Source organism: Acidaminococcus sp. HCP3S3_H5 (assembly GCF_052122235.1).
Lineage (GTDB): Bacteria > Bacillota > Negativicutes > Acidaminococcales > Acidaminococcaceae > Acidaminococcus.
The window spans coordinates 279,710-295,129 of the sequence record NZ_JBQKCS010000001.1; the positions used below are offsets into that span (position 1 = coordinate 279,710).

A 15,420-nucleotide genomic window follows, 5' to 3' on the forward strand; every position below is an offset into this window, starting at 1 on the left:
TGAAAGAATGGAAAATCAATACGCATTGATGGCCATGGGGTTCATCAACGCCCTTTCGCCTATAAATATCGTCATTATGATCGCCAGCGTGACCATGGGGATCGTCATCGGGTGCATGCCCGGGCTTTCGGCGGCCATGGGGGTGGCCCTGCTGCTGCCCCTGACCTTTGGGATGGAACCTTCCGCCGGGCTGATCATGCTGGGAGGCATCTACTGCGGGGCCATTTTCGGGGGCTCCATTTCCGCCATCCTGATCCACACCCCCGGTACACCGGCATCGGCGGCCACAGCCATCGACGGGTATGCCATGACTTTAAAGGGCAAGGCCGGGAAAGCCCTGGCCACTGCCTGTATCGCTTCTTTCTGGGGCGGACTGTTAAGCTGCATTTCCTTGTATTTCTTTGCTCCCATGCTGGCCAAACTGGCCATGGAATTCGGCAGTCCGGAATACTTCTGGCTGAGCCTCTTCGGCCTCACCATCATCGCCGGGATCAACACGGATTCCATGATCCTGGGGCTCATGTCCGGGGCCTTCGGGCTGGTTCTCTCCACCATCGGCATGGACCCCATGCAGGGGGTAGAACGGTTCATGTTCGGCCAGGATTCTCTCTATAACGGCATCAACATCACCTGTGCCCTGATTGGTCTCTTTTCCATGAGCCAGGCCTTTATCCTGGCGGAAAAAGCCATTGTGAAACGGGCCAAAGCCGCCAAGTTCAGTGACCGGATCATGCTGACCCTGAAGGAAATGAAACAGATCACCCCCACGGTGCTCCGGAGCTGGATCATCGGGAACATCATCGGCATCCTGCCCGGAGCCGGGGCTTCCATTGCCTGTTTTTTAGGCTACAACGAAGCCAAACGGTTCTCCAAACATCCGGAAGAATTCGGCAAGGGCTCCATTGAAGGGATTGCCGGGTCGGAAGCGGCCAACAACGCAGTAACCGGCGGTTCCCTGATTCCCACACTGACTCTGGGGATTCCCGGGGAAAGCGTTACCGCCGTGCTTATGGGCGGGCTGATCATCCACGGGCTCCAGCCGGGACCGGAACTCTTTACAAAGTATGCTCCCATGACGTATACTTTCTTTGGCGGGTTCGTGGTCATCCAGTTCTTCATGCTGCTGATCGGCCTTTTGGGCTGCCGTCTGTTCGCCAAGATTGCCCGGGTGTCCGATGCCATCCTGATTCCCAGCATCTTCGTGCTGTGCGTGGTGGGTTCTTTTGCCATCAACAACAGTGCCTTTGATGTGAAGGTGATGTTTGTGTTCGGGGTCATCGGGTATCTCATGCGGAAATGCAACATGAACACCGCTGCGGTTGTGCTGGCTCTGATTTTGGGGCCTTTGGGCGAAAAAGGACTGCGCCGGAGCCTGAGCCTTTCCGGCGGGGATACCAGCATCCTGCTGTCCACCAACATCTGCAAGATCCTGCTGGCCCTGTGCCTGCTGTCCCTGCTCTCTCCCTTTGTGATGAAGTTCTTCAAGAAGGAAAAGAAAGCGGACGAAGCGGCCCTGGCGGCAGAAGACAAGGAAATAGACGAAGCAGACAAAAAATAATAAACGGAATGGAACAAGTGCCTTCTCACATCAAAAGACCCCTTGCGATGGAAGACGGACGGATTAAAGGGGGTGCTGCGCTGCAGCACCCCCTGTCAATTCTCAACGGTAAAAGGAAGGAACCCGGCAGCGGGTTCCAGTAAATGGAAACGCAGCCTGCGGCTGCTAACCCACCACCAGCCTGACGGCTGGTCCCCCGCCCTTGAAAAGGGCGGATAATGGGTATGTGAGGAGGTCTTTTTATGGAAGAAACCCGTGTGGCGATTTTGGGAATCATTGTAGAGGATCCGGATGCGGTGGAGGACCTGAACTCCATCCTTCATGACTTTGGCCCCTATGTAATCGGGCGGATGGGGATTCCCTACCATGCCCGGAACATCCACATCATCAGCGTGGTGGTGGATGCCCCTCAGGACATTATCAGCAACCTGTCCGGCCGGATCGGGAAGCTGCCGGGGGTGTCCTCCAAGACAGCCTATGCCAAGGTCACTTCCGGCCACGAGAACCATGAAGGGTAAGATCCGGTTGGTCCTGCCCTTTGTGCTGGTGTTCCTGCTGTGGGCCTGGGCATCGGCAGAAGGGATCTGGAGCAGCTACATCCTCCCCTCTCCCGGCCAGGTGTGGGACACCTTTCTCCACATGGTCCGGAACGGGGAGCTGGTCCGGCACATCCTGATCAGCCTCCGGCGGATCCTTACCGGGTTCTTCTGGGCCTTTCTGGCCAGCTGCCTTCTGGCCAGCCTGAACCTGCTGTTTCCCCGGCTCCGGGCCTGCTACGGAGGGCTCCTGGAAGTGTTCCGCCATGTACCGCCCCTGTCCCTGATTCCCCTGCTGATCCTCTGGTTCGGCATCGGGGAACTGCCCAAGACCATCATCATCGTGCTGGCTTCCTTCTTCCCCATGTACCTGAACATGGACGACGGGTTCCGCCGGTGTGACCGGAAGCTGCTGGAAGTGGGCCAAATGCTGGGGTTCTCTCCCTGGAAGGCCCTGTGGAAGATCCGGCTGCCAGCGGCCCTGCCCGGGATCCTCACCGGACTCCGGGTGGGCATGGGCTACAGCCTCCGGGCCATTATCGGGGCGGAAATGATAGCTGCCGACAGCGGACTGGGGTATCTGATCCTGGACGCCCAGGCCATGAGCCGCAGCGACAAAGTGTTCATCGGCATCCTGACCATCGGAGCCCTGGGCCTTTTGCTGGATGGGATCTTTGCGGCAGTGGAAAGGAGGCTGCTCCGTTGGATGCGCTGAAGCTGGACCATATTACCAAAACCTATGGTGCCCGGGTGGTGCTCCGGGACCTTTCCCTGGCTCTTTCGCTCCGGGAATGTACGGTGATCCTGGGGAAAAGCGGCTGCGGGAAGACCACCCTGCTGCGCATCCTGGCGGGGCTGGAAACGCCGGATGCCGGCACTGTGGAAAAACCGGCCGGGCTGAAACTGGGCATGATGTTCCAGGAGGCCCGGCTGTTCCCCTGGCTCACCTGCCGGGAAAACATCGCCCTGGGACTGCCCAAAGGGGCGGACCCGGGAGAAACGGACCACTGGCTGGACCTGGTCCAGCTGACGGATGCAGCGGGCCAGTACCCGGCCCAGCTGTCCGGAGGCATGCAGCAGCGGGCCTCCCTGGCCCGGACCCTGGCCATGCACAGCAGCCTGATCCTCATGGACGAACCCTTTGCGGCCCTGGATTACTTTACCCGGGGCCAGCTCCAGCAGGAACTCCGGTCCATGGTGGAAAAGCTTTCCATGGGAGTGGTGCTGGTGACCCACAATGTGGACGAGGCCCTGACCCTGGGGGACCGGCTTCTGATCTTGAAAGAAGGCCGGATTGCCCAGGAACAGTACCTGCCCCCGGGCCAACGGGACCTGCTTTCCCCGGGGCTGATCGAAGCGAAAAAAAAGCTGCTGGAGGGGCTGCTGCAGCCCGGCAGCGGCCCGTTAAACGGTCAACGACTGAAAGAAGGAACCTGCTCCAGCCGGTTCCTTTGAAGAGAAACGCCGCTGAAGCGGCTAACCCACCACCAGCCTGACGGCTGGTCCCCCGCCCTTGTCGAGGGCGGATATCCCCTGAGACGAAAGGATCTGTTACAAATGTCATTGAAGAAAAAACTCTCTGTTGCTCTTGCCTGCTGTCTGGTGGCAGTGGGAGCCCTGGCTGCCGGGTGCGGCAGCGGCAAATCCGCCCAGAAGGCGGCTCCCAAAATGGACAAGGTGAGCATCACCTATGTCCAGGCACCCCTGAACATCCCTTCCATTGTGGAAAAGGCCAACCAGAGCTTTGAGAAGAAGTTCAAGGAAAAGAACATCACCGCCTCCTACTCCACCATCACTTCCGGAGCGGATCAGACGGCTGCCCTGGCCAGCGGGGACATCCAGTTCCTGAACTGTGTGGGCGGTTCTTCCGTGCTCCTCAGCGCTGCCAACGGCAACGACATCAAGATCATCAGCCTGTACTCCCAGGCTCCCAAGGCCTTCAAGCTGTTCTCCAAGGACGGCAGCATCCAAAGTGCCGCTGACCTGAAGGGCAAGACCATTGCCGGGCCCAAGGGCACCATCCTCCACGAACTGCTGGCCGCTTATCTCCAACAGGCCGGGCTTTCCATGAACGATGTGAAGTTCGTTTCCATGGGCCTTCCTGCCGCCGCTTCCGCCCTGGAAAACGGCAGTGCTGACTGTGCTCTCCTGGCCGGTCCTCTGGCCTACAATGTGGAAAAGAAGGGCATGCACGTGGTCACCACCGGAGAAGGGCTGGTATCCGGCCTGACGGTTACCGCAGTCAGCGGCAAGTTCTACAAGGAACACAAGGACCTGGTGGATACTTTCCTGGCCGTCCAGAAGGAAACCCTGGACTTCATGAAGAAGAATCCGGACAAGGCCCTGGAAATGACCGCCAAAGCCACGGAACTGAAACCGGAAGCCGTAAAGGAAATGGCTCCCCTCTATGATTTCAGCATGACCATTACCCCCGAAGCCATCGCCTCCCTGAAGAAGACCCAGGATTTCCTGGTTGCCTCCGGGATGATGGAAAAGAAAGTGGATGTGGATGCGTTGTTTGTAAAGTAAGTAAAAAAAAGAAGCTGTTGCCAGCTGCAACAGCTTCTTTTTTTTACTTTCAGCGAGGTTCCACCAGCAATTTGATGGCGGTCCGTTCTTCACCGTCGATGTTGATATCAATGAACGCGGGAACACATACCAGATCCATACCATGAGGAGCCACAAACCCCCGGGCAATGGCGATGGCTTTCACTGCCTGGTTCAGGGCACCAGCCCCAATGGCCTGGATTTCAGCTTTACCGTTTTCTCTCAATACACCTGCTAACGCACCTGCTACAGAATTCGGATTGGATTTTGTCGAAACCTTTAGTACATCCATGTTCGGTTCCCCCTCATCATTTTTTGTGATGTTTGGAAAATGTTCAATACGCAGTACTCCAATCAGTGTTGCAATGAGTGAATCGTTTCCCAAAAATCAATTTATGGATATTATAACATACTTTAGGGAATTTGTTACACATTTTTTCAATTTTACAATTTTTTTACATGAATTTTTAACAGGCTTCTTTTTTCAGGAAGTACAGTAGAAGCGCTGACAGGGTTTTTGCATCAAAAATGTCTTCTGACATGACCATCTGTTTGACTTTTTCTTCCGGAATCACTTCCACCTGGAGGAATTCATCGGCATCGGGATGCATCTTTCCCTGGTGGAGACCGGTGGCCAGGAACAGATGGATGGTTTCGTTGGTGAATCCGGGGGTAGTGACAATGGAAGTCATCCGGGTCCAGTGATCGGCGGTAAGACCGGTTTCTTCGGACAGTTCCCGCTGGGCACTGGGGAGGATTTCTTCCCCTTTTTCCAGTTTGCCCGCCGGGATCTCGTAGATCACCGAATGGACAGGATACCGGAACTGCTTTACAAACACCATGCTGCCGTCTTCCATGACCGGCAGGATCCCCACGGCTCCCTGGTGGAGGATGTATTCCCGGGTGGAATCATTGCCGTTGGGCAGTTTCACCTGGTCCACATAGAGATGGAGCAGACGGCCTTCAAAGGCGGTCCGGGTAGAAAGCTGTTTTTCATCCAGCCGATCATCGTGCAGGGTTTTCATGAATGTCAGACTCCTTCGTTTCTTTGAATTTGGCGGCCATAGCCAACAGTTCCTTGGCATTTTCCCGGGCAGAACGGGAGGTATTGGTGCCGCCGGTCATACGCATGATCTCCTGGATCCGTCCTTCCGGATCCAGCACATCCACCTGGCTGATGGTGCTGCCTTTTTCCGCGCTTTTATGGATGTACAGCTGATGGTCGGCGAAGCAGGCGATCTGGGCCAGGTGGGTGATGCACAGCACTTGCCGCTCCCGGGCGATGAGGGCCATTTTTTCCGCCATTTTCTGGGCGGTAACGCCCCCCACCCCGGTGTCGATTTCGTCGAAGATCATGGTGGGCACCCCGAACTTCTTCATCATCACCGTCTTGAGAGCCAGGGCGAACCGGGACAGTTCACCGCCGGAAGCGATCCGGCCCAGAGGCTTCAGATCCATCCCCGCATTGGCGGAAAACAGGAACTGGATGCTGTCCTGGCCCCGGCCGTGGCATTCGGGCAGCCGGGTAAACTGAAGATCCACCCGGCCTTCAGGCATGGCCAGGTCCCGGATATGGGGCAGCAGGGCCTTCACCAGGCCGGCAGCGGCTTTCTTCCGGGCGGCCGTGAGTTTGTCCGCTTCCGTCTGCATTTCTGCCTTCAGGATGGCTTCCTGTTTCCGGAGCCGGGCCAGGGTGGATTCCAGGGACAGGAGCCCTTCATATTCCGCCTGGGCCTTGTCCCGGTAGGCCAGTACCTCTTCCAGGCTGCCTCCGAATTTCTGCTTCAGCCGGTACAGCAGGTCCAGCCGTTCCTGGGCCGCTTCCAGGGTATCCCGGTCATCATGATCCGCCGCCAGAATGTCCCCCAGGGACTGGCGCACGTCTTCCAGGGTTTCCCAGGCAGAATCCATACTTTCCGCATAGGGTTTCAGCTCAGGCGCATAGTCCAGCACCCCTTCCAGAGTGGTCCGGGCGGTGTTGATGGCATCCAGGGCACTGGGGCCGCTGTCTTCGCCCCCTTCCAGGTAGTGATGGGCTTCCCCCACTGCCTGGAGGATTTTTTCCTGGTTGCTCAGCTTCCGGACCGTTTCCCGGAGCTGATCATCTTCTCCCGGCTGGATATGGGCTTCGTCAATTTCCTTGATTTCTGCTTCCAGCCGCTCCAGGTCTTCGGTCTGGTGGGCATCCTTCAGCAGCCACTTTTTCACCGTTTCCCTGGCTTTGTCATAGGCCACGAATTTTTCCTGGTATTTTTCCAACAGGGTCTGGAGCCCTGGTTCCAGGTGGTCCAGGATGGTGAGAGCCGCCCCGGGGGCCAGCAGGGTCTGGTTCTCGTGCTGACCGTGGATGTCCACCAGCTGGCTGGCCAGACGGGTGAGCACGTACACCGGCACCTGCCGCTCGTTTACAAAGGCCTGGCTCTTGCCCCCGGCAGTGACCTTCCGGCGGAGGAACAGGGTGTCTTCCCCCAGATCCAGATCCAGTTCCCGGAGGATGTCATGGACATTTTCCAGCCCCTCGATGTCGAACACCGCCTGGATCCAGTAGGAATCCGCCCCTTTCCGCAGGTAGTCCCCGCTGGCCCGGCTGCCCAGTACAATGCTGAAGGCGTCGATCAGGATGGATTTCCCGGCGCCGGTTTCCCCGGTGAACACATTGAACCCCGGGGTAAAGTCCACCCGCAGATGGTCGATCAGGGCAAAATTGTGCACTTCCAAGGAATTCAGCATGTCAGCGTCCTTTCTTGACCATGAGCCGCTGCTTCACCGTCTCCACATGGTCCTTGGAATCCACGATCAGGAGCACCGTATCATCGCCCCCTACGGTCCCCAGCAGTTCCTTCCAGCTGAGATGGTCCAGGGCATAGGCCACAGCCTGGGCAGTGCCCGGCAGGGTATGGAGGACGATCAGGTTCTCGGCGGAACTGATGGTAAGGGTGTAGCCCCGGAGGGTGTCCTCCAGCCGTTCCGTGGTCAGGATCTTGCTGTTTTCCGAAGGGAAGGAATATTTGTACCGTCCGTCCTCATCGGGGATCTTGATCAGCATCATTTCTTTGATGTCCCGGGACACGGTGGCCTGGGTCACGTTGAAGCCAGCCTTCTTCAGAGCTTCTGCAAGATCACTCTGGGTTTCGATCTGCTGGTTCTTGATGATGTCTTTAATGGCTTCCTGTCTGGATATTTTCATGGTCTTTCCGCTTGCCTCCTAAAGAATGGTCTGACCTTCATTTTTCAGCATCCTGTCCTGCCAGGTCGCATAGTAGGACAGGGGATTGATGCGCACGAACCGGGCATCACAGGGACTTTTTTCGATCAGGGCCCGCTGGTTCCAGGCCAGATGGCTTACCGTCATCCCGTCCGCGGAAATCAGGATGGTTTCGTAAGGAGGACGGGGGGCGATTTCAATGGCATGCTCCATGGGGATCACCAGAGGACGGGCATGGAGGGCATGAGGGCAGATGGGGGTGATGATGCTGGCCTTCAGGCTGGGATGGACCACCGGTCCCCCTGCCGAAAGGGAATAGGCCGTAGACCCGGTGGCGGTGGCAATGATCAGCCCATCGGAAGGGGCGTTGGCGGTAGGTTCCCCGTCGATCTTCAGACTCAGCCGGGTAAGCCGGGACCGGTCCCCGCTTTCCAGCACCATGTCGTTGAGGGCATGGGCCTTGCAGATCATCTTCTCTCCCTGCCATACCGTAAGCTGGAGCATGTTCCGTTTTTCCAGGATGTATTCTCCCGCCTTTACCTTCAGCAGGGCCTTGTACAGATCCGGAGCCCCCACTTCCGTCAGGAATCCCAGTTTCCCCATGTTCACCCCCAGCAGGGGGATGTTCAGCTGGGTCACGTACCGGGCAGCCCGGAGGATGGTCCCGTCTCCCCCCAGGGTCAGAGCCATGGAAAGCTGGGACAGACTGGCCGGGTCTTCCTGGTCATAGCCGGGTACTCCGTAGCTTTCGGCGATTTCCCGGGGGAACACCACCGGGATCTCTTCCGCCTTGCAGAATTCCACCAGCTTGGGCAACAGGGCCCGGACCTTCTCTTTGGGCAGATTGGGGAACACCCCCAGCCGCAGTCTTTTTTCCATTGTGCCACCCCTCATTTCTCCATTTCTCCTGGTTCTTTTTATTTTTCCAGGGTCTCATGGGAAGCTGCCACCACTTCCCGGATCCGTTCCGGTGTTACGGTGTCTTCCCCTTCTTTCCCCATGTAGAACAGGTATTCAATGTTCCCTTCCGGTCCCCGGATGGGCGAAAAATCCAGTCCCCGGGCCGCAAAGCCCAGTTCCCGGGCCTGGGCGATCACCTTTTCGATGACTTCCAGGTGCACCGCCGGATCCCGGACCACGCCTTTTTTCCCCACTTTCTCCCGTCCCGCCTCGAACTGGGGCTTGATCAGGGCGATGCCGAAGCCGTCGGGCTTCAGGATCTTGTAGGCACTGGGCAGCACCTTGTCCAGGGAAATGAAGGCCACATCAATGGTGAACACATCCACCAGTTCCCCCAGGGAATCCGCTTCCAGGAACCGGACATTGGTCCGTTCCATGTTCACCACCCGGGGATCCTGCCGGAGCTTCCAGGCCAATTGGCCATAGCCCACGTCGATGGCATAGACCTTGCTGGCTCCGTGCTGGAGGGCACAGTCCGTAAAGCCTCCGGTGGAGGCTCCCAGGTCCGCCACCACCTTCCCTTCCAGGGAAATGGGGAACACCTTCAGGGATTTGTCCAGTTTGTAGCCGCCCCGGCTCACAAAGGGCATCTTTTTCCCCAGCAGGGTGATCTTGGCATCGGGCTTCACCATGGTGCCGGGCTTGTCGATTTTCTGGTCGTTCACCAGCACTTCCCCGGCCATGATCACCGCCTGGGCCTTGCTCCGGGATTCAAAGAATCCCTGTTCCGTTAAAAACACATCCAAACGTTCTTTTTTCATAGTTCCTCTTTCCAGGCTTTGGCAATCACATCTGCCGCCCCTTCCGGATCCAGTTTCAAATCCTGGAGCAGCCGTTCCCGTTTCCCGTGGGGCACGTACAGATCCGGGATCCCCAGGTTCAGCACCCGGCAGTCTTTCAGCCGGCCCAACCGGTTCAGGGCATCCAGCACCCCTTCTCCGAAGCCTCCCGCCAGGGAGTTCTCTTCCAGGGTCACCAGCAGCTTTACCTGATGGCTGGCTTCTTCCAGGGCTTCTTTGTCCAGGGGCTTTACGAACCGGGCGTTCACCACCCCGGCGGAAAGGCCCTGTTTTTCCAGGATATCCGCCACTTTCCGGGCTGTATCCACCATGGTCCCCACCGCCCACAGGTCAATCTGATTTCCTTCCCGGAGCCGCCGGCTCTTCCCCATGGGCAGGGTGTGGATTTCCGAATCCAGGGGCACTCCCAGCCCGGACCCCCGGGGATACCGGAGCACGGAAGGCCCGTTGTATTCCAGAGAGGTTTTCAGCATGTGCCGGAGCTCGTTTTCGTCCCCCGGGACCATCATCACCATATTGGGCATCAGCCGCAGGTAGGACAGGTCATAGGCCCCGTGATGGGTGCTGCCGTCGTCCCCCACCAGCCCGGCCCGGTCCAGACACAGGGTAAAAGGCAGGTTCTGCATGGCCACATCGTGGAGCAGCTGGTCAAAGGCCCGCTGGGCAAAGGTGGAATACAGGGCCACCAGAGGATGGTACCCGTTGGCCGCCAGCCCGGCGCCCATGGTCACTGCATGCTGTTCCGCAATGCCCACGTCAAAGAACCGGTCCGGGTAATATTTCCCAAATACGTCCAGGCCGGTGCCTTCCGGCATGGCGGCGGTAATGGCCACCACTTTCCGGTTCTTCTCTCCCAGTTCCACCAGGGCATCGCTGAACACTTTGGTATAGGTGGCAGGAGCCTGGGGATTGGAGAATTTCTTCCCGGTGGCAATGTCGAAGGGGCCGGTGCCATGGAAAGCGTTGGGCCGCTCTTCCGCCGGTTTGTACCCTTTCCCCTTGGTGGTGAGCACATGGATGAACACCGGCTCATCCAGCTGCTTGGCCTTTTCAAAGGTTTCCATCAGGGCAGTCAGGTCGTGGCCGTCCACCGGTCCCAGGTATTTAAAGCCGAAGTCTTCGAAGAGCATCCCGGGCACAAAGAAGTACTTGAAGCTGTCCTTGAGACGGCCCACCGCCCGGGCCACACTGCTGCCGATGGAAGGCAGCCCTTTCAGGAAGTTTTCCACTTCCGTTTTCACCCGGGAATAGGTGGGATCCGTCCGGAGTTCCGTAAGATAGGAAGACAGGGCCCCCACGTTTTTGGAAATGGACATTTCGTTGTCATTGAGGACCACGATCAGCTTCTTGTGGAGATCCCCGGCGTTGTTCAGCCCTTCCATGGCTTCCCCGCCGGTAAGGGCTCCGTCCCCGATGACGGCAATCACATTGTAGTCGTCCCCGGCCAGGTCCCGGGCACAGGCGATTCCCAGAGCCGCCGAAATGGAGGTGCTGGAGTGGCCGGTGCCGAAGCAGTCATATTCGCTTTCCGTCCGTTTGGGGAAGCCGCAGAGGCCGCCGTACTGCCGGAGAGTGGGGAATTTGTCCAGCCGGCCGGTCAGCAGTTTGTGGACATAGGACTGATGGCCCACATCCCAGACGATCTTGTCCCGAGGCATGGAAAACACCTTATGCAGGGCGACGGTCAGTTCCACCACTCCCAGGTTGGGGGCCAGATGCCCTCCGTTCCGGCTGGTCACTTCCAGGATCTCCTCCCGGATTTCCTGGCACAGTTCCGGCAGCTGGGCATCGGGGATTTTTTTCAGGTCCGACGGTGCATGTATGGTTGGCAAGAGTTTCATAAGGGTCCGTCCTCCCCCGTCCTTATTTCTTCCGGTTGTACAGATAGCGGGTGATTTCCACCAGGGGCTGGGCCTTTTCGCCCAGGGGCGCCAGGGTCTCTTCCGCTTCTTTCAGGGTCTGGGCGGCCATTTCTTTGGCTTTTTCCAGACCGAACAGAGACACATAGGTGGATTTGTGGAGTTTTTCGTCGCTGTGGGCCGGTTTGCCCATAACCTTGGCATCCCCTTCCACATCCAGGATGTCGTCAGTGATCTGGAAGGCCAGACCGAAGAGAGCGGCAAAATGGGTCATGGTCCGGAGGGTGTCCGGATCCGCCCCCCCCAGCATGGCGCCGCCCCGGACCGCAGCCACGAACATGGCCCCGGTCTTGGCTTCGTGGAGCTTCTTCATCTGTTCCAGGGTCAGCTGCTGGTCTTCAGAGGTAATGTCCAGAGCCTGGCCGCCTACCATGCCGGTAGGGCCGGCGCATTTTGCCACCAGACGGACCACCTCCAGGAGCACCTTGGGATCCACTCCCCGCTGTTCCAGCATCACTTCAAAAGCCTGGGTCAGCAGGCCATCTCCGGCCAAAAGGGCCATGGCATCCCCGAACACCTTGTGGTTGGTGAGGCGGCCCCGGCGGTAATCGTCATTGTCCATGGAAGGCAGGTCGTCGTGGATCAGAGAATAGGTATGGATCATTTCCAGTCCTGCGGCCACCGCCACAAAATCCGTACCGTTGGCCCCCACCGCATCTGCTGCCGCCATGAGCAGGATGGGCCGGAGCCGCTTGCCCCCGGCCGCCACAGAATACATCATGGCCTTGTCCACCGGGGAAATGCTCCCCACTCCCAGGCGCACCTGGAGATATCCGTTGACCAGAGCCCCACGGCTCCGTAAATAACTGCGCAGTTCCATTATTCCTTCTCCTCCGGAAACAGGGCCAGGGCAAAATCATCCTGGCTGGTTTCCACGATTTTTTTCACGTCCTGCTGGACTTTTTTCAGCTGGGCCGCACAATTCCGGCTCAGTTCCATACCTTCTTTATAGAGAGCCACTGTCTCATCCAGGGACAGTTCCCCGCTTTCCAGCTTTTCCACAATGGTTTCCAGCCGTTTCAGGCCCTCTTCAAAGGAAACCGTTTCTGCTTTCTTTCTGGGCATTATGCTTTTCCTTCCTTGACCGTTTCCACCTGGGAGACTGCCGCTCCCTGAGCGAACCGGGTCACCAGGGTATCACCGGGCCGGAGATCCGACGCCTGCCGGACCACCTTTCCCTGTGCATTTTCTGTTATGGTATAACCCCGCCGGAGCACCCCATAGGGATCCAGGGCCCCCAGCTTGGCGGTAATCACTTCCAGTTTCTGCTGCCGGTTTTCCAGCAGCCGGTCCCCGGCCTGTTCCAGCCGCTGGCTCAGGCTGTCCAGGGTCTGGCCGGCATTTTCCCACAGCCGTTCCGGATGGAGGAACACCCATTCTCCCTGGAGCTGTTCCAGAGCCCGGGTGCTGTCCTGGAGCCGGGTTTCCATGGTCCGTTCCAGCCGGCGCACCAGCTTGGCCAGATTTTCCCGGTCCCCGCTCCGTTCCGGCACTGCCAGTTCCGCGGCTGCAGAGGGAGTGGGAGCCCGGAGGTCTGCCGCAAAATCGCTGAGGGTAAAGTCGATTTCGTGACCCACGGCAGAAATCACCGGGATTTCCGAAGCGGCGATGGCCCTGACCACACCCTCATCGTTAAAGGCCCACAGGTCTTCCATAGAACCCCCGCCCCGGCCTACGATCAGCACGTCCGCCAGTTTGTGCCGGTTGAAGAACCGGATCCCCCGGATGATTTCCGGAGGGGCTTCCGTGCCCTGGACCTTTACGGGATACAGCCGGAGCTTTACGGAAGGATCCCGGCGGCCGGCCACGTTGATGATGTCCCGGACCGCTGCCCCGGCAGAAGATGTGACGATGCCCACCACTTTGGGATAGGCAGGCAGGGGACGCTTCCGGCCGGGGTCGAAGAGCCCTTCGGCGGTGAGTTTTTCCTTCAGCTGCTCATAGGCGATCATCAGGTTCCCGGCTCCCAGGGGCATCATCATGTCCACGTAGAACTGATAGACCCCGTCCCGTTCATACAGGTCGATCCGGCCCACCCCCAGCACCTGGTCCCCGTTTTTGGGCAGCTGCTTCAGGCGCCGGGCCGCACCGGCGAACATAACGGCTTTCAGCAGGGTCTTGCCGTCTTTTAAATTAAAATAACAGTGACCGGAAGGATACTGGCGGAAGTTGGACACTTCCCCCTGGATCTGGAGGTTGGCGAATTCCGGTTCCTTCCGGAACAGCCCCTTGACGATCCGGGTCACTTCCGACACCGTATAGATTTTTCCAACGATCATGGTTCCTCCTGCCTTTCCCGGAGTACGGCGGCCCAGGCATTGCCCACGGCACCGTCCACGCTGTACCGGGGATCCGGGGCCCACAGGCCGATCTGCCGCCGGCTGAGGAAAGCTTCCAGCTGATGGCGAATTTCTTTGTTGGCGCTGACCCCTCCCACCAGGAGCACCTGGGAAAGGGCTTCCTTCTGGCACACCCAGCCGATGGTCCGGGCCAGGGCTTTGCCGATGGCCTGTTCCACCCCCAGGGCCAGGGAAGCCGGATCCGCCCCCTGGTCAATGGCCCGGAGAGCCTGGGTGCAGGGCCCGGACAGGGACAATTCCCCCTCCTGGCTCCATACCTTCAGAGGATGGGGTTCCGCTGCGGTCTCTCCCAGTTTCTCCAGCCGGGCTCCGGCGGGAAAGGCCAGGCCCAGAGCCACCCCCACCCGGTCGATGAACTGGCCGGCGTGGAGGTCGATGCTGGTGCCCCGGGGTTCCAGAGTGAATTCCCCGTCCTCCTGGCGCTCACACAGGAGGAGGTCCGTGGTGCCGCCGGAGATGTGGACCAAAAGGAACCGGTCCGGGGCCGTTTTCCCCACGGACCAGAGACCGGCATACATGTGATTGTGCTGATGGGTAAAAAAATGGACCGGCACACCCAGCACCTTTCCCAGGCTCCGGGCCATCCCCAGTCCCACCAGAAAGGCGGGCATGTAGGAATCTTCCCGGGGCCGGGGTTTGGCGCTGACGCCGATGGCCGCAATCCGGCGGCCGTCCAGTTCCAGGGCTTCCAGCAGATCCGGCAGATTCCGGGTATGCTGGTAGACCATTTCCGACTGGGCCAGGCCCCGGCGACCCGGTTTCACCGTCAAAAGCCGCCGCTGGTCTCCCATCAGGTTCCCCTGCCGGTCCATGAGCGCCGCCGAAGTGGTGTAGCAGCTGGTATCCAGCCCCAGGACCGCTTCCTCAGCGGCCATGCTTCTTCACCAGGCTCCCCAAAAGGCCGTTGATGAAGGCGGGAGAATCATCCCCTCCGTAGATTTTGGCCAGTTCCACGGCCTCATTGATGGCCACTGCCGGAGGCACCGGTTCCGGGCTGCAGAACATCTCCCAGGATGCGATCCGCAGCAGGTTCCGGTCGATGCCGTTCATCCGCTTCAGGGTCCATTTGGCGTCCAGGCCGTTCAGTTCCCCGTCCAGGGCTTCCCGGTTTTCCCGGACCCCGTTCACCAGTTCCAGGGCATAGGCCAGGTCCTTTTTCCGGGTATCCTGGATGTCTTCTTCCTCCGCCATGGTCTTCACCGTTTCTTCCGGAGACTGTTCCGGAGAGAATTCCAGGGCAAACAGGCTTCTCATTGCAATGGTACGTGCTTCTCTTCTGCTCATATGATTGGTAAACTCCTTTTATTTATGGTACGGAGGCAGCAGGTTGTCCAGCAGATCCACCAGATCTTCCCCTGCATCCATTTTGTAACCGATGTAAAAACCCAGGCCGATGCAAAACAGCAGGAACACCGCCCGGAAAAAGCCCAGGAGAAGGAACAGGATGCCCACCACCAGGCCCACCGAAGCGCCTATGATCCGCCACCGGCTGGTTTCAAACAGTTTGCGTAAAATTTCCTGCCACATGGTCTTCC

18 protein-coding genes are annotated in these 15,420 nt (G+C 58.7%); 5 read left to right on the forward strand and 13 right to left on the reverse strand.

Going from position 1 to position 15,420, the window contains the following annotated elements:
* Window positions 1-7: 7 nt before the first annotated feature.
* From ACTQY5_RS01415 to ACTQY5_RS01435, 5 genes are all read left to right on the forward strand, one after another.
* Complete coding sequence (locus ACTQY5_RS01415; RefSeq protein ID WP_022487786.1) at window positions 8-1,558, forward strand: tripartite tricarboxylate transporter permease; 1,551 nt, start codon at window positions 8-10, stop codon at window positions 1,556-1,558.
* Between the two features lie 242 nt (window positions 1,559-1,800).
* The gene (locus ACTQY5_RS01420; protein WP_022487785.1) at window positions 1,801-2,076 is read left to right on the forward strand and encodes a TM1266 family iron-only hydrogenase system putative regulator; all 276 of its coding nucleotides are present in this window, start codon (window positions 1,801-1,803) and stop codon (window positions 2,074-2,076) included.
* Complete coding sequence (locus tag ACTQY5_RS01425; RefSeq protein ID WP_022487784.1) at window positions 2,066-2,809, forward strand: ABC transporter permease; 744 nt, start codon at window positions 2,066-2,068, stop codon at window positions 2,807-2,809. Before ACTQY5_RS01420 ends, ACTQY5_RS01425 begins: the two co-directional genes overlap by 11 nt.
* Window positions 2,797-3,549, forward strand: coding sequence for an ABC transporter ATP-binding protein (locus tag ACTQY5_RS01430; protein ID WP_022487783.1), 753 nt, complete (start codon window positions 2,797-2,799; stop codon window positions 3,547-3,549). Before ACTQY5_RS01425 ends, ACTQY5_RS01430 begins: the two co-directional genes overlap by 13 nt.
* A gap of 102 nt (window positions 3,550-3,651) precedes the next feature.
* Entirely contained in the window at window positions 3,652-4,623 is a 972-nt protein-coding gene (locus ACTQY5_RS01435; protein WP_022487782.1) for an ABC transporter substrate-binding protein, read from the forward strand.
* A 49-nt stretch (window positions 4,624-4,672) separates the two neighbouring features.
* On the opposite strand, the gene ACTQY5_RS01440 is transcribed toward ACTQY5_RS01435, so the two are convergent.
* The 13 genes from ACTQY5_RS01440 to ACTQY5_RS01500 form a co-directional block, all read right to left on the reverse strand.
* Window positions 4,673-4,933, reverse strand: coding sequence for a stage V sporulation protein S (locus tag ACTQY5_RS01440; RefSeq protein ID WP_012938234.1), 261 nt, complete (start codon window positions 4,931-4,933; stop codon window positions 4,673-4,675).
* Between the two features lie 175 nt (window positions 4,934-5,108).
* Window positions 5,109-5,666 carry an NUDIX domain-containing protein gene (locus tag ACTQY5_RS01445; RefSeq protein ID WP_154488161.1) on the reverse strand — a complete coding sequence of 186 codons (558 nt, stop codon included), beginning with the start codon at window positions 5,664-5,666 and terminating at the stop codon, window positions 5,109-5,111.
* A complete protein-coding gene (gene recN / locus ACTQY5_RS01450) occupies window positions 5,647-7,371 on the reverse strand; it encodes a DNA repair protein RecN (RefSeq protein WP_288310106.1) in 1,725 nt (574 codons plus the stop codon). The genes ACTQY5_RS01445 and recN overlap by 20 nt, the downstream gene beginning before the upstream one ends.
* Window position 7,372: 1 nt before the next feature.
* Complete coding sequence (argR, locus tag ACTQY5_RS01455; protein ID WP_022487779.1) at window positions 7,373-7,828, reverse strand: arginine repressor; 456 nt, start codon at window positions 7,826-7,828, stop codon at window positions 7,373-7,375.
* Between the two features lie 18 nt (window positions 7,829-7,846).
* The gene (locus tag ACTQY5_RS01460) at window positions 7,847-8,725 is read right to left on the reverse strand and encodes an NAD(+)/NADH kinase (RefSeq protein WP_154488163.1); all 879 of its coding nucleotides are present in this window, start codon (window positions 8,723-8,725) and stop codon (window positions 7,847-7,849) included.
* Window positions 8,726-8,763: 38 nt separating this feature from the next.
* Window positions 8,764-9,567 carry a TlyA family RNA methyltransferase gene (locus tag ACTQY5_RS01465; RefSeq protein WP_022487777.1) on the reverse strand — a complete coding sequence of 268 codons (804 nt, stop codon included), beginning with the start codon at window positions 9,565-9,567 and terminating at the stop codon, window positions 8,764-8,766.
* Window positions 9,564-11,447: a 1-deoxy-D-xylulose-5-phosphate synthase gene (gene dxs, locus ACTQY5_RS01470; RefSeq protein WP_441368689.1), complete on the reverse strand. Its 1,884-nt coding sequence runs from the start codon at window positions 11,445-11,447 to the stop codon at window positions 9,564-9,566. The genes ACTQY5_RS01465 and dxs overlap by 4 nt, the downstream gene beginning before the upstream one ends.
* A gap of 22 nt (window positions 11,448-11,469) precedes the next feature.
* Window positions 11,470-12,345 carry a polyprenyl synthetase family protein gene (locus ACTQY5_RS01475; RefSeq protein ID WP_022487775.1) on the reverse strand — a complete coding sequence of 292 codons (876 nt, stop codon included), beginning with the start codon at window positions 12,343-12,345 and terminating at the stop codon, window positions 11,470-11,472.
* Entirely contained in the window at window positions 12,345-12,590 is a 246-nt protein-coding gene (gene xseB, locus ACTQY5_RS01480; protein ID WP_022487774.1) for an exodeoxyribonuclease VII small subunit, read from the reverse strand. The genes ACTQY5_RS01475 and xseB overlap by 1 nt, the downstream gene beginning before the upstream one ends.
* Window positions 12,590-13,804, reverse strand: a complete 1,215-nt coding sequence (gene xseA / locus ACTQY5_RS01485; protein ID WP_154488165.1) for an exodeoxyribonuclease VII large subunit — start codon at window positions 13,802-13,804, stop codon at window positions 12,590-12,592. The genes xseB and xseA overlap by 1 nt, the downstream gene beginning before the upstream one ends.
* On the reverse strand, window positions 13,801-14,760 hold the full coding sequence (locus ACTQY5_RS01490) for a Kae1-like domain-containing protein (protein WP_022487772.1): 960 nt from the start codon (window positions 14,758-14,760) through the stop codon (window positions 13,801-13,803). The genes xseA and ACTQY5_RS01490 overlap by 4 nt, the downstream gene beginning before the upstream one ends.
* Window positions 14,750-15,169 carry a transcription antitermination factor NusB gene (nusB, locus tag ACTQY5_RS01495; protein ID WP_022487771.1) on the reverse strand — a complete coding sequence of 140 codons (420 nt, stop codon included), beginning with the start codon at window positions 15,167-15,169 and terminating at the stop codon, window positions 14,750-14,752. Before nusB ends, ACTQY5_RS01490 begins: the two co-directional genes overlap by 11 nt.
* Window positions 15,170-15,187: 18 nt before the next feature.
* Entirely contained in the window at window positions 15,188-15,412 is a 225-nt protein-coding gene (locus ACTQY5_RS01500) for a DUF2273 domain-containing protein (protein WP_012938222.1), read from the reverse strand.
* Window positions 15,413-15,420: the final 8 nt, after the last annotated feature.

Bases quoted from the DNA above. Each gene is read 5' to 3' on its own strand.
- ACTQY5_RS01415 (WP_022487786.1), top strand. From the start codon at position 8: ATGGAAAATCAATACGCATTGATGGCCATGGGGTTCATCAACGCCCTT.
- ACTQY5_RS01420 (WP_022487785.1), top strand. From the start codon at position 1,801: ATGGAAGAAACCCGTGTGGCGATTTTGGGAATCATTGTAGAGGATCCG.
- ACTQY5_RS01425 (WP_022487784.1), top strand. From the start codon at position 2,066: ATGAAGGGTAAGATCCGGTTGGTCCTGCCCTTTGTGCTGGTGTTCCTG.
- ACTQY5_RS01435 (WP_022487782.1), top strand. From the start codon at position 3,652: ATGTCATTGAAGAAAAAACTCTCTGTTGCTCTTGCCTGCTGTCTGGTG.
- ACTQY5_RS01440 (WP_012938234.1), bottom strand. From the start codon at position 4,933: ATGGATGTACTAAAGGTTTCGACAAAATCCAATCCGAATTCTGTAGCA.
- ACTQY5_RS01445 (WP_154488161.1), bottom strand. From the start codon at position 5,666: ATGAAAACCCTGCACGATGATCGGCTGGATGAAAAACAGCTTTCTACC.
- recN (WP_288310106.1), bottom strand. From the start codon at position 7,371: ATGCTGAATTCCTTGGAAGTGCACAATTTTGCCCTGATCGACCATCTG.
- argR (WP_022487779.1), bottom strand. From the start codon at position 7,828: ATGAAAATATCCAGACAGGAAGCCATTAAAGACATCATCAAGAACCAG.
- ACTQY5_RS01460 (WP_154488163.1), bottom strand. From the start codon at position 8,725: ATGGAAAAAAGACTGCGGCTGGGGGTGTTCCCCAATCTGCCCAAAGAG.
- ACTQY5_RS01465 (WP_022487777.1), bottom strand. From the start codon at position 9,567: ATGAAAAAAGAACGTTTGGATGTGTTTTTAACGGAACAGGGATTCTTT.
- dxs (WP_441368689.1), bottom strand. From the start codon at position 11,447: ATGAAACTCTTGCCAACCATACATGCACCGTCGGACCTGAAAAAAATC.
- ACTQY5_RS01475 (WP_022487775.1), bottom strand. From the start codon at position 12,345: ATGGAACTGCGCAGTTATTTACGGAGCCGTGGGGCTCTGGTCAACGGA.
- xseB (WP_022487774.1), bottom strand. From the start codon at position 12,590: ATGCCCAGAAAGAAAGCAGAAACGGTTTCCTTTGAAGAGGGCCTGAAA.
- xseA (WP_154488165.1), bottom strand. From the start codon at position 13,804: ATGATCGTTGGAAAAATCTATACGGTGTCGGAAGTGACCCGGATCGTC.
- ACTQY5_RS01490 (WP_022487772.1), bottom strand. From the start codon at position 14,760: ATGGCCGCTGAGGAAGCGGTCCTGGGGCTGGATACCAGCTGCTACACC.
- nusB (WP_022487771.1), bottom strand. From the start codon at position 15,169: ATGAGCAGAAGAGAAGCACGTACCATTGCAATGAGAAGCCTGTTTGCC.
- ACTQY5_RS01500 (WP_012938222.1), bottom strand. From the start codon at position 15,412: ATGTGGCAGGAAATTTTACGCAAACTGTTTGAAACCAGCCGGTGGCGG.